Annotated in this window: 15 protein-coding genes and 1 pseudogene; 8 read left to right on the top strand and 8 right to left on the bottom strand. The window is 69.4% G+C overall.

What is annotated here, in order from left to right:
* Window positions 1–72: 72 nt before the first annotated feature.
* The 3 genes from ACN6LB_RS17720 to ACN6LB_RS17710 form a co-directional block, all read right to left on the bottom strand.
* Window positions 73–828 (bottom strand): transglycosylase SLT domain-containing protein, encoded by a 756-nt coding sequence (locus tag ACN6LB_RS17720; RefSeq protein WP_445026758.1) that lies wholly within the window; start codon window positions 826–828, stop codon window positions 73–75.
* 299 nt (window positions 829–1127) lie between these two features.
* The gene (locus ACN6LB_RS17715; RefSeq protein ID WP_445026757.1) at window positions 1128–2234 is read right to left on the bottom strand and encodes an S-adenosylmethionine:tRNA ribosyltransferase-isomerase; all 1107 of its coding nucleotides are present in this window, start codon (window positions 2232–2234) and stop codon (window positions 1128–1130) included.
* Window positions 2231–2926: an SDR family NAD(P)-dependent oxidoreductase gene (locus tag ACN6LB_RS17710; RefSeq protein WP_445026756.1), complete on the bottom strand. Its 696-nt coding sequence runs from the start codon at window positions 2924–2926 to the stop codon at window positions 2231–2233. The genes ACN6LB_RS17715 and ACN6LB_RS17710 overlap by 4 nt, the downstream gene beginning before the upstream one ends.
* Window positions 2927–3114: 188 nt before the next feature.
* On the opposite strand from ACN6LB_RS17710, the gene ACN6LB_RS17705 reads away from it, so the two are divergent.
* The 4 genes from ACN6LB_RS17705 (at window position 3115) to ACN6LB_RS17690 (ending at window position 5801) form a co-directional block, all read left to right on the top strand.
* Window positions 3115–4260, top strand: a complete 1146-nt coding sequence (locus ACN6LB_RS17705; RefSeq protein ID WP_445026755.1) for a GAF domain-containing sensor histidine kinase — start codon at window positions 3115–3117, stop codon at window positions 4258–4260.
* Window positions 4253–4894, top strand: a complete 642-nt coding sequence (locus tag ACN6LB_RS17700; RefSeq protein WP_445026754.1) for a response regulator — start codon at window positions 4253–4255, stop codon at window positions 4892–4894. The genes ACN6LB_RS17705 and ACN6LB_RS17700 overlap by 8 nt, the downstream gene beginning before the upstream one ends.
* Window positions 4895–5040: 146 nt before the next feature.
* Window positions 5041–5286 (top strand): chaplin, encoded by a 246-nt coding sequence (locus ACN6LB_RS17695; protein WP_356147482.1) that lies wholly within the window; start codon window positions 5041–5043, stop codon window positions 5284–5286.
* A gap of 275 nt (window positions 5287–5561) precedes the next feature.
* Complete coding sequence (locus ACN6LB_RS17690) at window positions 5562–5801, top strand: chaplin (protein ID WP_356147485.1); 240 nt, start codon at window positions 5562–5564, stop codon at window positions 5799–5801.
* Window positions 5802–5888: 87 nt separating this feature from the next.
* Here the strand turns inward: ACN6LB_RS17690 and ACN6LB_RS17685 are convergent, their stop codons facing one another.
* Window positions 5889–6677 carry a hypothetical protein gene (locus ACN6LB_RS17685; protein WP_445026753.1) on the bottom strand — a complete coding sequence of 263 codons (789 nt, stop codon included), beginning with the start codon at window positions 6675–6677 and terminating at the stop codon, window positions 5889–5891.
* 30 nt (window positions 6678–6707) lie between these two features.
* Between ACN6LB_RS17685 and ACN6LB_RS17680 the strand changes: the two are divergent.
* The 3 genes and pseudogenes from ACN6LB_RS17680 to ACN6LB_RS17670 all read left to right on the top strand — a co-directional run.
* Window positions 6708–7334 (top strand): annotated as a pseudogene (locus ACN6LB_RS17680) (ABC transporter ATP-binding protein); the annotation flags it as partial.
* 386 nt (window positions 7335–7720) lie between these two features.
* Complete coding sequence (locus tag ACN6LB_RS17675; protein WP_445026752.1) at window positions 7721–8152, top strand: NfeD family protein; 432 nt, start codon at window positions 7721–7723, stop codon at window positions 8150–8152.
* Window positions 8153–8300: 148 nt separating this feature from the next.
* The gene (locus ACN6LB_RS17670) at window positions 8301–9263 is read left to right on the top strand and encodes an SPFH domain-containing protein (protein WP_356147497.1); all 963 of its coding nucleotides are present in this window, start codon (window positions 8301–8303) and stop codon (window positions 9261–9263) included.
* A gap of 73 nt (window positions 9264–9336) precedes the next feature.
* Here ACN6LB_RS17670 and ACN6LB_RS17665 read toward each other — a convergent pair whose 3' ends face one another.
* The 3 genes from ACN6LB_RS17665 to ACN6LB_RS17655 all read right to left on the bottom strand — a co-directional run bounded on the left by ACN6LB_RS17665 (window position 9337) and on the right by ACN6LB_RS17655 (window position 11361).
* Window positions 9337–9843, bottom strand: coding sequence for an HNH endonuclease (locus ACN6LB_RS17665; protein WP_356147500.1), 507 nt, complete (start codon window positions 9841–9843; stop codon window positions 9337–9339).
* Between the two features lie 146 nt (window positions 9844–9989).
* A complete protein-coding gene (locus ACN6LB_RS17660; RefSeq protein WP_445026751.1) occupies window positions 9990–10529 on the bottom strand; it encodes a YbhB/YbcL family Raf kinase inhibitor-like protein in 540 nt (179 codons plus the stop codon).
* A 46-nt stretch (window positions 10530–10575) separates the two neighbouring features.
* Window positions 10576–11361 (bottom strand): sporulation protein, encoded by a 786-nt coding sequence (locus ACN6LB_RS17655; RefSeq protein ID WP_356147506.1) that lies wholly within the window; start codon window positions 11359–11361, stop codon window positions 10576–10578.
* A gap of 158 nt (window positions 11362–11519) precedes the next feature.
* Between ACN6LB_RS17655 and ACN6LB_RS17650 the strand changes: the two genes are divergently transcribed.
* Window positions 11520–12161 (top strand): DNA-3-methyladenine glycosylase, encoded by a 642-nt coding sequence (locus ACN6LB_RS17650; protein ID WP_356147509.1) that lies wholly within the window; start codon window positions 11520–11522, stop codon window positions 12159–12161.
* A 221-nt stretch (window positions 12162–12382) separates the two neighbouring features.
* Here ACN6LB_RS17650 and ACN6LB_RS17645 read toward each other — a convergent pair.
* The coding region (locus ACN6LB_RS17645; protein WP_445026750.1) for a hypothetical protein at window positions 12383–12597 on the bottom strand (215 nt) is incomplete at its 5' end.

The following is a 12597-nucleotide window of genomic DNA, read 5'->3' as shown; positions in this document are numbered from 1 at the left end:
CTCTTCCGATCTGGCACCCCCACCGGGGTGCCGCCCTTCGCCGTACGTGCGTCTCAGAGGTCCGCGCCGACCTCAGTACGCGCTGTTGACGTTGTCCATCGAGCCGTACTTGTCGGCCGCGTAGTTGGCGGCGGCCGTGATGTTGGCGACCGGGTTGTAGATGTTCCACGAGGTGCCGGCCACGTGGTAGGCGTTGAAGGTCGGCTGGATGACCTGGAGCAGGCCGATCGACGGGGTGCCGTTCTGGGCGTTGATGTCCCAGCCGTTGATGGCGTTCGGGTTGCCCGTCGACTCCCGCATGATGTTGCGGTACAGGCCGTCGTACGTGCCCGGGATGCCGTGCTTCGACATGATGTCCAGCGACTGGCGGATCCAGCCGTCCAGGTTGTTGGCGTAGGTCTTCACCGCGGCGGCCTTGATCCGGGCGCGCTGGGCGGACCGGCTCGCGGCGGCCTTCGCCCTGCGCTCCTGCGCGGCCTTCTCGGCAGCCTTCTTCGCGGCGGCCTTCTTCTTGGCGACGGCCTCGGCGGCCGCCTTCTTCTTCGCGGCCGCGTCGGCAGCGGCCTTCTTCGCCGTGAAGGTCTTGGCCTTCAGGTCGGCGCTGGCCAGCTGGTCGGCGAAGCTGGACTGCACGTCCTTGATCTGCTGCTGGCTGAAGACCACCGGAGCAGTGGAGGCGGCGGCCTCGTTCGTCGTCGTCGACGTGTGACCGGGCGCCAGGGTGAAGGCGAGGGCGGCGGCGCCGAGGGCGGCCACACCGGCCATCGAGAACTTGTGGGTCTTGGTCAGCGCGGGACTATGACCAGGAGCGTTGATGTGCTTGGGCATGACTGATGGACCTCTTCGAATAGCGCGGAGGTCGCTCACGGTCCGGTGGGGGACTGAGTGTTTCCGAACCAAACGCCGCGGGGCGAAACCCGCGGCGTTGAGCGACGGCTGCCATTCTTAGCGGCCGCAAAATCCTGTGGCAAAGGTGTGACGTACGAAGCTGCATAGTGGACCGCGGAAGGGCAAATCGGGGCAGAGTGGCACGTCTGTCCCGCTCACCTGGGTCCCCTTTATCTCCTATGCACCTTCGTACGTGATGTGCGTCCTATGGGCGGCGTCACACCGGCCGTACAGCGGTCTCACCGGCAGTTGCTGACGCAATGCTCAGCGTGAGGGTTGTCGTCCGGGAGGATGAGGTGCACGTCCCCGAACTCGTGCCACAGGTAGAGCCCGAGCAGCGCCTCCTCATAGCTGCGGCCGATCGCCGCCCGCCCCGCGACGGCCTCCAGCATCAGCAGATGGGAGGCCTCCGGCTCGTGCAGTCCGGTCAGCAGCCCGTCGATGGCCCGCACCCCGCGCTCCGGGGTCACCACGAGGTCCGTCCAGCCCTCCTCGGCCCGTACGACCCCGTCGGCGCCCACCGCGGACTCCACGGCCCGCACAGCCGTCGTACCGACCGCGATGATCCGCCCACCGGCGGCCCGCGCCGCGTTGATCAGCCGCGCCGACGTCCCCGGTACGACGAAGCGCTCCGGGTACGGCGGCTCGTGCGACTCGGCCGATGCCACCCCGGTGTGCAGGGTGATCGGCGCGAACTGCACACCCCGGCTCACCAGCTCCGCCACCAGGCGTGCGGTGAAGGGCCGCGCCGCGCTCGGCATCTCCGCGCTGCCCGCACCGTCGGCGGAGGGCAGCGCGAACACCGTCTGATAGACGGACAGCGGCTGATCCCTCTCTGTATAGGAGTAGCGAATGGGACGCCCGTGCCGGCGCAGCAACCCGAGGACGTCCTCCTCGTCCGGCACCCGCGCCCACCACAGCCGCGCGCTCCCCGCGGCCAGCGGCTCCTCCAGTACGAGTCGTACGCCCTCGGGAAGACGCACCTCTGTCCCCGCGGGCCCGCCCGCCCGCGCACGCGTGGTGCCCCGTCCGTCCGGATCCCGCAGCTCGACGGCCCACCGCCCGTCGTGGCCCCGCGCGGAGTCGCCCCGTGTGGAGAAATGCACCACCACGCGCGCGTGCCCGATCCACCCGTCCACCGCCGCGGCCAGCGTGGCGGACGTGTTGACGACGAGCAGGTCCCCGGCCCTCAGCTGCCCGGGCAGCTCCGTGAACGCGTGATGGGACACCTCCGTACCGCGCGAGACGAGCATCCGCACCGCGTCCCGCTCCAGCCCGGGCCCGCGCTGCTCGGCCGGCACCCGCGCCGACAGCTCCTCCGGAACCGACACCGCGGCCGTCGTCACCGTGCCTCCAGCAGGGCCGGCGCCGCGTAGCGGCCACTGGCCGGGCGCTCGTCGAGCAGCCGCAGGAAGGCCGGAACCACCTCGGCCGGAGCCGGGCGCGCATCGTCGTCGTCCGGCACGGCCGCCGCGTACAGGTCCGTACCCATGTCCCCGGGGTCCACGGCCCACACCCGCAGCCCGGGCTCCTCCGCGCCGAGCACCGCCGACAGATGGTCGAGCGCCGCCTTCGACGCCCCGTACCCGCCCCAGGTCTCGTACGCCTCGGCCGCCGCGTCCGAACTGACGTCGACGACCGCGCCCGCCGCCGAGGCCCGCAACAACGGCAGCGCCTCCTGGACGAGACCGAGCGCGGCGACCACATTGACCTCCAGGGCCCGCCGCAGTCCGTCCAGCGTGAGGGCCTCCAGGCGTACGAGCGGTTCGGCGCCCAGCGAGCTCGCGTTGTTCACCAGCAGGTCCACGCCCCCGAGCTTCCGCGCCGCCGCCACCAGCTCGGCGCGATGCCCGGCGTCCGTGACATCCCCGGGCAGGGCCTCCACCCGCGTCCCGTACGCCGACAGCGCCACCGCTGTCTCCTCCAGCACCCCCGGCGTTCTGGCATCGAGCACCAGATCCCAGCCGCGCTCCGCCAGAGCCGCGCCGAGCGCCCGCCCCAGCCCCTTCGAAGCCCCCGTGATGATCGCTACCGGCATGACATCCGTCCCCTCGTCCCGTGCCCGCCGTTCCCGGCCGGCCCCTTCAACGTAGGAACCGGACCGTCGTCGCCGCCTCGTCCGCGGGCCGCAATGATCCGGGGCCCTTTGCCCTAGGCCCACCGGCCTAGGCGGCGGCCGCCACAGGTCCGATCCGCGTTGTCGCACCCCACCGGTACTTTGGGGTCATGAGTCAAGGTCCACGGTCCGGCCTGTACGCGGTGAGCTCCGCGCTGCTGGCCATGAGCAGGCACCTCGAGGTGCGCGACGTCCTCAAGACGATCGTCGCCTCGGCCCGCGAGCTGCTCGACGCGCAGTACGCGGCGCTCGGCGTCCCCGACGACCACGGAGGCTTCGCCCAGTTCGTGGTCGACGGCATCAGCGACGCCCAGTGGAAGGCCATCGGCCCGCTCCCGCGCCAGCACGGCATCCTCGCCGCGATGCTGCACGAGGCCCGCCCCGAGCGCCTCGCCGACGTGCGCAAGGACCCCCGCTTCGAGGGCTGGCCCGCCGCCCACCCCGACATGTCCGACTTCCTCGGCCTGCCGATCCGCGACGGCGACGAGGTGATCGGCGCACTGTTCCTGGCGAACAAGATCTGCGCGAAACCGGAGGGCAGCTGCGGCTTCACCGAGGACGACGAGGAACTGCTGACGATCCTCGCCCAGCACGCCGCGATCGCCCTGACCAACGCCCGGCTCTACGAACGCAGCCGCGAGCTCACCATCGCCGAGGAGCGCTCCCGCCTCGCCCACGAACTGCACGACGCCGTCAGCCAGAAGCTCTTCTCCCTGCGCCTGACCGCGCAGGCCGCCGCGGCCCTGGTCGACCGTGATCCGTCCCGCGCCAAGGGCGAGCTCCAGCAGGTGGCCGCGCTCGCCGCAGAAGCCACCGACGAACTGCGCGCCGCCGTCGTCGAGTTGCGCCCCGCCGCCCTCGACGACGACGGCCTGGTCGCCACGCTGCGCACCCAGATCCAGGTCCTCGACCGCGCGCACTCCGCGCACGTGACCTTCGACAGCTGCGGTGTCCGCGCGCTGCCCGCCGCCCAGGAGGAGGCCGTGCTGCGCGTCGCCCAGGAGGCTCTGCACAACGCGCTGCGGCACTCGGGCGCGACGCGTGTCGACGTGACCCTGGAGAGGCGCGACCAGGGCGCCGCCCTGCGCGTCACCGACGACGGCAGCGGTTTCGACCCCCACGCGATACGCAGCGCCGGACGCCACCTCGGGCTGGTGTCCATGCGCGACCGGTCGAGCGGGGTCGGCGGCATCCTCACCGTGGAATCGGCGCCCGGCAAGGGCACCACGATCGACATGGAGGTCCCTGGTGGCTGACGCAATCAAAGTGCTGCTGGTCGACGACCACCAGGTGGTCCGGCGGGGCCTGCGCACCTTCCTCGAAGTACAGGACGACATCGAGGTCGTGGGCGAGGCGTCCGACGGCGCCGAAGGGGTCGCCCGCGCCGAGGAGCTGAGGCCCGACGTCGTCCTCATGGACATCAAGATGCCGGGCATGGACGGCATCGACGCGCTGCGCAAACTCCGCGAACTCGCCAACCCCGCCCGCGTGTTGATCGTCACCAGCTTCACCGAGCAGCGCACGGTCGTCCCGGCCCTGCGCGCCGGCGCCGCCGGGTACGTGTACAAGGACGTGGACCCCGACGCGCTCGCCGGGGCCATCCGCTCCGTGCACGCCGGGCACATCCTGCTCCAGCCGGAGGTGGCGGGCGCCCTGCTGTCCCAGGAGGTGGCCAACTCCGGGCAGGGGAGGGGCGGTTCGCTCACCGAGCGGGAGCGCGAGGTACTCGGCCTGATCGCCGACGGCCGCTCCAACCGGGAGATCGCCCGTGCCCTGGTCCTCTCCGAGAAGACCGTCAAGACCCATGTCTCGAACATCCTGATGAAGCTCGACCTCGCGGACCGCACCCAGGCCGCGCTCTGGGCCGTACGCCATGGTGTCGCCGGTTGAACGGCAATTCGGAGGGTTCCGCTCCGGGCTGAGATTCATACCGTCGGGTGTATGTCCCCCGGATGGCGCAACCTCGGCGGGCCCCGGCCGTTCTCCAGTGCGTGCTGCGGCGCCTTGCCGCAGTGATCGCTAGGGAGGGCTCAGAAGTGAAGAACCTGAAGAAGGCCACGGCAGTCGCGATGGTGGCCGGTGGCCTGGTCGCCGCCGGTGCCGGTATGGCGTCCGCCACCAACGGTGCGCACGCGGGTGGCGCGGCCGAGCACTCCCCGGGTGTCGTCTCGGGCAACCTGATCCAGGCCCCGGTCCACGTCCCCGTGAACGCGGTCGGCAACAGCGTGAACGTCATCGGCGCCCTGAACCCGGCCTTCGGCAACCTGGGCGTCAACCACTGACGTCCCGCACCGGACGATCGTGACCACCGGCCTCCCGGGCATTCCGGGAGGCCGGTCAGGTTGTCAGCCCGTAGAGCAGTACACCGGTAGGCCAGTACACCGGTAGGCCAGTACACCCGTAGACCTGTAGGCCCATCGCTCGATCGACCCATCGGGCCAATGGACCGAACGGGCATTTCCGGCGCGGCCTCCCGTGCCGTTCCGGACCGGCCCGGCGTTGCTCAGCGTACGACCCGCGGCCGGGTCGGTCCGCGAACGCAGGAGGAACGCTTTTCATGAACATCGCCAAGAAGGCCGCCCTGGCCATCACCGTCGCCGGTATCGCCGCGGGCGCTTCTGCCGGTGCCGCTGTCGCCGACGCGGGCGCCGACGGCGCGGCCGTGAAGTCGCCGGGCGTCGGCTCGGGCAACCTCATCCAGGTCCCGGTCCACGTCCCCGTCAACGTGGTCGGCAACACGGTCAACGGCATCGCCGGCCTCAACCCCGCCTTCGGCAACACGGGCGTGAACGACTGACCTGCCGTACCGAAAGAGCCCCGTGAACAGGATGGCTTCGCGGGGCTCTTTGCGGTGGGCGGGCGCAGCAGGGTCATCCCCGAAGCGTCACCGAGCCCCCCGCTCCCGCTCCTCCACAAACGCGTTGTACGCAGCCACCTGTGCCCGCCGAGCCGTTCGCTCCACCGGCCGTAGCGCCTCCCCCCGAGCCGCGATCTCGGACGCGCTCACGGCGCCGCCGTGCCCGTTCTCGTACGCGACCGAGATCAGCAGCCCCACCCGCTGGGCGAGCTCCAACACCCGTACCGCCCGCGCCGGATACCCGGGAGCGAGCACCTCCCGACCCTGCTCGGCTCGCGCCCGATACGCGTCGATCGCCGCCTCGGCCACCGGCCCCGACCCGGCCACGTCGAGCTGAGACAGCACGGCCGTGGCGTCGCGCAGCGCCTCGGCGAGCTCCCGCTCGGCCTCGCCGAGGGACGGTACGTCGGCGGGCGGGGCATCGCGTACGGGGAGGCAGTGCCACACGACCTCGACGTGCACATCACCGTCGGGCCCCGCCTCGGACACCTCGGGAACGAGCCCGAGCGCGCTGCCGTGACAGACGACGGCCTCTTCGGCCTCCAGCGCGCGCGCATTGAAGTCCGGCGGCCCGCTCAGCCCCAGCGGATGCCCCGGCGCGGGCAGCGCGACCCGCAGCCCGGTCACCCCGAGCGTGCGCAGCCTGCCGAGGGCGAGCGTCAGCCCGACGAGTCCCGACTCGCCCGGCAGCCCCTCGACCCGGTGCACCGCATCCTCACCGACGATGGCGAGCACCGCGTCGTCGGGCGAAACAAGTCCGGCCAAAAGGGCGTTTCCCCATGCGGCCAGGCGTCCTGAGCGTGGTTCCGAAAGCATGCCCTCCACCCTAAGGACCGGACCGATGGAATGGACCGCCCGACCGGTGGCGTAGATTTCCCTGGGGGCTGCGTCCACAGGCGCACGCGACTGCCGAGACAGGCCAAGACTGCAATGGGAGACAGCGCGCTCATGAGCGATGTTCTGGAGCTGGAGGACGTATCCGTGGTCCGGGAGGGCCGGGCTCTGGTGGACCAGGTCTCCTGGTCGGTCAAGGAGGGCGAGCGCTGGGTCATCCTCGGTCCCAACGGCGCCGGAAAAACGACCCTCCTGAACGTCGCGTCCAGCTACCTCTTCCCCAGCAAGGGCGCCGCCACCGTCCTCGGCGAGACCCTCGGCAAGGTCGATGTCTTCGAGCTGCGCCCGCGCATCGGCATGGCCGGCATCGCCATGGCGGAGAAGCTCCCCAAGCGCCAGACGGTTCTGCAGACGGTGCTGACCGCCGCGTACGGCATGACCGCCGGCTGGCACGAGGACTACGAGGACATCGACGAGCAGCGCGCCCGCGCCTTCCTCGACCGCCTCGGCATGACCGAGTACGTGGACCGCAAGTTCGGCACCCTCTCCGAGGGCGAGCGCAAGCGCACCCTGATCGCCCGCGCCCTGATGACCGACCCCGAGCTGCTGCTCCTCGACGAGCCCGCCGCCGGTCTCGACCTCGGTGGCCGCGAGGACCTCGTACGCCGTCTCGGCCGCCTCGCCCGCGACCCGATCGCCCCCTCCATGATCATGGTCACGCACCACGTCGAGGAGATCGCCCCCGGCTTCACCCACGTCCTGATGATCCGTCAGGGCAAGGTGCTCGCCGCGGGCCCGCTGGAGCTCGAACTCACCTCGCGCAACCTCTCCCTCTGCTTCGGCCTCCCGCTCGTCGTCGAGCAGGTCGGCGAGCGCTGGACCGCGCACGGTCTCCCGCTGTCCTGACGGGACGGAGCCCGACCGTACAGAGGAACACTGAATCGTCCGGCCCGAACCAAGGGGCGGACGGCCCGACTTGATCGCGCGCCCTGTCCGCGGGGGGAGCGCGGTCCTACCATGACCATGTGAGTGACATCGACGCATGGGTGTGGTGGCTGATCGGCGCGGCCGGGCTCGGAATCGCCCTGGTGGTGACGACCATGCCGGAACTGGGCATGCTCGCCGTGGGAGCCGTCGCCGCCACGGTCGTCGCGAGGCTGGGCGGCGGTGCCGTACCCCAAGTCCTTGTCTTCGCCGCCGTTTCGGTCGCGCTGATCGCGGTCGTACGCCCCATCGCGAGCCGCCACCGCAATCAGCGGCCCCAACTGGCCACGGGTATCGAGGCGTTGAAGGGCATGCAGGCGGTCGTCCTGGAGCGGGTGGACCACGAGGGCGGCCGTATCAAGCTCGCGGGGGAAGTCTGGTCGGCCCGCTCCCTGGGCGCCGAACAGGCCTACGAGGTAGGGCAAGAGGTGGACGTCGTGGACATCGAGGGAGCCACGGCGATCGTGATGTGACCTCGCATGTCATGTGACCTCGTACGACGCAAGTGAACCGAACGCCCCACGGCGCAGACGACGGTCTGTCAGACTCGTCCAGCAAGATCTTCAACAACCATAAGATCTTCAGGAAACACCGAGGCGGAGAAGGGTACGGGGAGCAACGATGGAACCGATCATCATCGTCCTGATCATTCTGGTGGTGTTGGTCTTCATCGCCCTGATCAAGACCATCCAAGTCATCCCACAGGCGAGCGCGGCCATCGTCGAGCGCTTCGGCCGCTACACCCGGACACTCAACGCGGGCCTCAACATCGTGGTCCCGTTCATCGACTCGATCCGCAACCGCATCGACCTGCGCGAACAGGTCGTGCCGTTCCCGCCGCAGCCGGTGATCACCCAGGACAACCTGGTGGTCAACATCGACACGGTCATCTATTACCAGGTGACCGACGCGCGCGCCGCGACGTACGAAGTCGCCAGCTACATCCAGGCGATCGAGCAGCTCACCGTCACCACGCTCCGCAACATCATCGGTGGCATGGACCTGGAGCGCACCCTCACCTCCCGCGAGGAGATCAACGCGGCCCTGCGCGGCGTCCTCGACGAGGCCACCGGCAAGTGGGGCATTCGCGTCAACCGCGTCGAGCTCAAGGCGATCGAGCCGCCCACCTCCATCCAGGACTCGATGGAGAAGCAGATGCGCGCCGACCGTGACAAGCGCGCCGCGATCCTCACCGCCGAAGGTACGCGCCAGGCGGCCATCCTCACCGCCGAGGGTGAGAAGCAGTCCCAGATCCTGCGCGCCGAGGGCGAGGCCAAGGCCGCCGCCCTGCGCGCCGAGGGCGAGGCCCAGGCCGTCCGTACGGTCTTCGAGGCGATCCACGCCGGCGACCCGGACCAGAAGCTTCTCTCCTACCAGTACCTGCAGATGCTCCCGAAGATCGCCGAGGGCGACGCCAACAAGCTCTGGATCGTGCCCAGCGAGATCGGCGACGCGCTCAAGGGCCTGTCCGGAGCCATGGGCAATCTGGGGAACTTCGGCGGCGGTTCGGGCGGCGGAGGCAACTCCGGCGGATCCGGCTCGGGCGGCGCGGAGCGCCGCGAGAAGCCGTCGATCACGGACTGACCAAGGGACCGTGCCGGTATGTGACTGGGGGGCCCATCTCCCGCGGGAGATGGGCCCCCCAGTCACACACCCGTCATGCGGCGGGCTGCGCCAGCCACTCCGGAAGCGCCTCGAAGTCGTCCTGCCCCAGCGCCAGCAGCATCGCGTCCGCCGGTGTCGGCTCGAACGGCAGACGCAGCAACGGCATACCGGCCTGCTCCGGCGTACGGGCCGCCTTGCGGTGGTTGTCCTCCGCGCACGAGGCCACCGTGTTCAGCCACGAGTCCTGGCCCCCCTGCGCCCGCGGCACCACGTGGTCCACGGTCGTCGCCCGCCTGCCGCAGTACGCACACCGGTGCCGGTCCCGGACCAGCACACCTCGCCTCGACCACGGAGCTTGTCTTCGGAAGGGCACCCGTACGTATCGGCAGAGCCTGATCACCCGAGGCGCGGGTATGTCCACCGCGGCTCCGCGCATGCGCAGTTCGGGGTGGTGCTGCTCGACGACGGCCTTGTCCTGCAGCACCAGAACGACGGCTCGGTTCAACGTCACCGTCGACAGCGGCTCGAAGCTCGCGTTCAGTACCAGCGTGTCCCGCATCCCCGCCCACCTCCCATGCGCACCGGCCCACCACCTGGCGGGCTTGGATCAACTCTGGCCGGGCACGCCGAGATGGACAACGCAATAAAAAAATGCCCGCCTCTGATCACTTCCAAGACCAGAGGCGGGCAAACGTTCAATGAACGTCAGTCTTCGGCGGGAGCCGCATACTCACCGATCAGCTGGGCACGCGCCTGCGTGTGGAACCGCAGGTTGAAGCCGACGACCGCGGGACTGGCATCCGCGTCCGGACCGAGCTTCTCCTGATCCACGGCGTACACCGTGAACACATACCGGTGCGCCGGGTCCCCGGCCGGCGGCGCGGCACCACCGAAGTCCTTCGACCCGTAGTCGTTGCGCGCCTGGACCGCGCCCTCCGGCAGCCCCTCGAACTTGCCGGTGCCCGCACCCGTCGGCAACTCGGTCACCGAAGCCGGAATGTCGAACACGACCCAGTGCCAGAATCCGCTTCCCGTAGGGGCATCCGGATCGAAGCAGGTCACGGCGAAGCTCTTGGTCTCCGACGGGAAGCCCTCCCAGCGAAGGTGAGGTGAAGTGTTTCCGGCCGCATAGACGTGCGCGTCCTTCAACACCGCACCCGGCTCGACGTCCTCACTCGTGACCGTGAAGGACGGCACGGACGGATGGAAGTCGTGGGGAAGCGGCGGCCTGTTCAGCTCGGTCACCTCGGCACCTCCGAGTCGATGGACAGCTTGACCTGAGATCAGGACCCTAGAACCAGCTGCGCTTGCTGCCTACCTCGGAGAGCCACTGGTTCAGGTACGCCGCCCAGTCCGTGCTCTGGTAGTCGTGCAGACCCACCTGGAAGGAGCGGTACGAGTCGCTGCCCTCGCTGAACAGTCCCGGCTTCTTGTCCATCTCCAGGATGACGTCCATCTCGCGGTCGTCGGCGACGAAGGTCAGCTCGACCTGGTTCAGCCCGCGGTACTGCGACGGAGGGAAGAACTCGATCTCCTGGTAGAACGGCAGCCGCTGACGCGTCCCACGAATGTGGCCGCGCTCCATGTCCGCGTTCTTGAAGCGGAAGCCCAGCTGGATGAAGGCGTTCAGGATCGCCTGCTGCGCCGGCAGCGGGTGCACGTTGATGGGGTCCAGGTCGCCCGAGTCCAGGGCACGCGCGATCTCCAGCTCCGTGGTCACACCGATGTGCATCCCGCGCAGCGCCTGCCCGTCGATCGTGGTGATCGGCGTCTCCCACGGGATTTCGAGCCCGAAGGGCACCGCGTGCACGGCGCCCGCCTGCAGCTCGAAGGCCCCGCCGAGACTCAGCTTGGTGAACTCGATGTTCTGCTTGTACTCCTGGTCGTCGTGTCCCTCGACCTCGACCTTGGCCTGCAGACCGACCGACAATCCCTCGATCTGCTGGTTCACGGACCCGCCCTGGATCCGCACCTCGCCCTGGACGACGCCGCCCGGAACGGTGTTGACCTCGGTCAGCACCGTCTCGACCGAAGCCCCACCGGCTCCCATGCTCGCCAGCAGCCGCTTGAACCCCATGTCACTTCCTCCCCAGGCAACGCCTGTTACTTCGTCTGAACCCTTGATCCATACAAACGCGATCCGACCCCGGCCGGTTCCGTGCCCTCACCCTTCCAAGGGAGGCGCTCCCTGGCCACCCCACGGACACACACCCGTGTGGACTACGCTCGTACGCCATGATCGCGGCCCCTGACCGTACGCCCCTCACCCGGGAGTTCTTCGACCGCCCTGTACTGGAGGTCGCCCCCGACCTCCTCGGGCGCGTCCTCGTGCGCGCCACCCCGGACGGTCCGATCGAGCTGCGCCTCACAGAGGTGGAGGCGTACGACGGAGGGAACGACCCCGGCTCGCACGCGTATCGCGGTCCCACGGCCCGCAACGGCGTGATGTTCGGCCCGCCCGGCCATGTGTACGTCTACTTCACCTACGGCATGTGGCACTGCATGAACCTGGTGTGCGGTCCGGAGGGCACGGCGAGCGGAGTCCTGCTCCGTGCCGGAGAGATCACCGAAGGCGCCGAACTGGCTCGCAAACGTCGACTTTCAGCCCGATATGACAAGGAACTGGCCAAAGGGCCTGCCCGCCTGGCCACCGCCCTGGACGTGGACCGGACCCTCGACGGCGCGGACGCCTGTGCCCCCGAGGCGGGCCCGCTGACCCTCCTGACCGGCACACCCGTCCCTCCCGACCAGGTACGCAGTGGTCCGCGCACCGGAGTGGCCGGCGACGGGGGCGTCCACCCCTGGCGCTTCTGGATCGCCAACGACCCGACGGTGAGCCCTTATCGGGCCCATACGCCCCGGCGCCGCTCAACTTGACTCGTCTGTGGGGGATCCGTAATGTAGCCCGAGCCGCTTGAACCGGGTACGGCGTTCAGCCAGCAGCCGGAAGTGGCCAACCCACTACCTACGACTTCCCCTCGGCGGGGGAGAATTCGGCGTGTCCTCATGCCCGAATTCGAACTCGCGGAACTCAATTATGAGTCGCGACGGGAATCGGCTAACGTAGTGAATGTCGAAAGGCCAAGAGGCGAAAGCACTCAAAGTCCGAACGACAAACCCGCTGACTGGGAATCAGGCCCGAAAGGATCTGATAGAGTCGGAAACGCAAGACCGAAGGGAAGCGCCCGGAGGAAAGCCCCAGAAAATGTTCTGCGGGTGAGTACAAAGGAAGCGTCCGTTCCTTGAGAACTCAACAGCGTGCCAAAAATCAACGCCAGATATGTTGATACCCCGTCTCCGGCCGATCGGTCGG

This window comes from Streptomyces sp. SAS_270, from assembly GCF_052543295.1.
The sequence above is the reverse complement of the archived record's forward strand: the minus strand, read 5'-3'. Positions and strand labels throughout refer to the sequence as shown.

What these genes read in the sequence shown, in the direction of transcription:
- ACN6LB_RS17705 (WP_445026755.1), top strand. Translation starts at nt 3,115, where the DNA reads ATGAGTCAAGGTCCACGGTCCGGCCTGTACGCGGTGAGCTCCGCGCTG.
- ACN6LB_RS17650 (WP_356147509.1), top strand. Translation starts at nt 11,520, where the DNA reads ATGATCGCGGCCCCTGACCGTACGCCCCTCACCCGGGAGTTCTTCGAC.
- ACN6LB_RS17690 (WP_356147485.1), top strand. Translation starts at nt 5,562, where the DNA reads ATGAACATCGCCAAGAAGGCCGCCCTGGCCATCACCGTCGCCGGTATC.
- ACN6LB_RS17685 (WP_445026753.1), bottom strand. Translation starts at nt 6,677, where the DNA reads ATGCTTTCGGAACCACGCTCAGGACGCCTGGCCGCATGGGGAAACGCC.
- ACN6LB_RS17720 (WP_445026758.1), bottom strand. Translation starts at nt 828, where the DNA reads ATGCCCAAGCACATCAACGCTCCTGGTCATAGTCCCGCGCTGACCAAG.
- ACN6LB_RS17655 (WP_356147506.1), bottom strand. Translation starts at nt 11,361, where the DNA reads ATGGGGTTCAAGCGGCTGCTGGCGAGCATGGGAGCCGGTGGGGCTTCG.
- ACN6LB_RS17665 (WP_356147500.1), bottom strand. Translation starts at nt 9,843, where the DNA reads ATGCGGGACACGCTGGTACTGAACGCGAGCTTCGAGCCGCTGTCGACG.
- ACN6LB_RS17710 (WP_445026756.1), bottom strand. Translation starts at nt 2,926, where the DNA reads ATGCCGGTAGCGATCATCACGGGGGCTTCGAAGGGGCTGGGGCGGGCG.
- ACN6LB_RS17670 (WP_356147497.1), top strand. Translation starts at nt 8,301, where the DNA reads ATGGAACCGATCATCATCGTCCTGATCATTCTGGTGGTGTTGGTCTTC.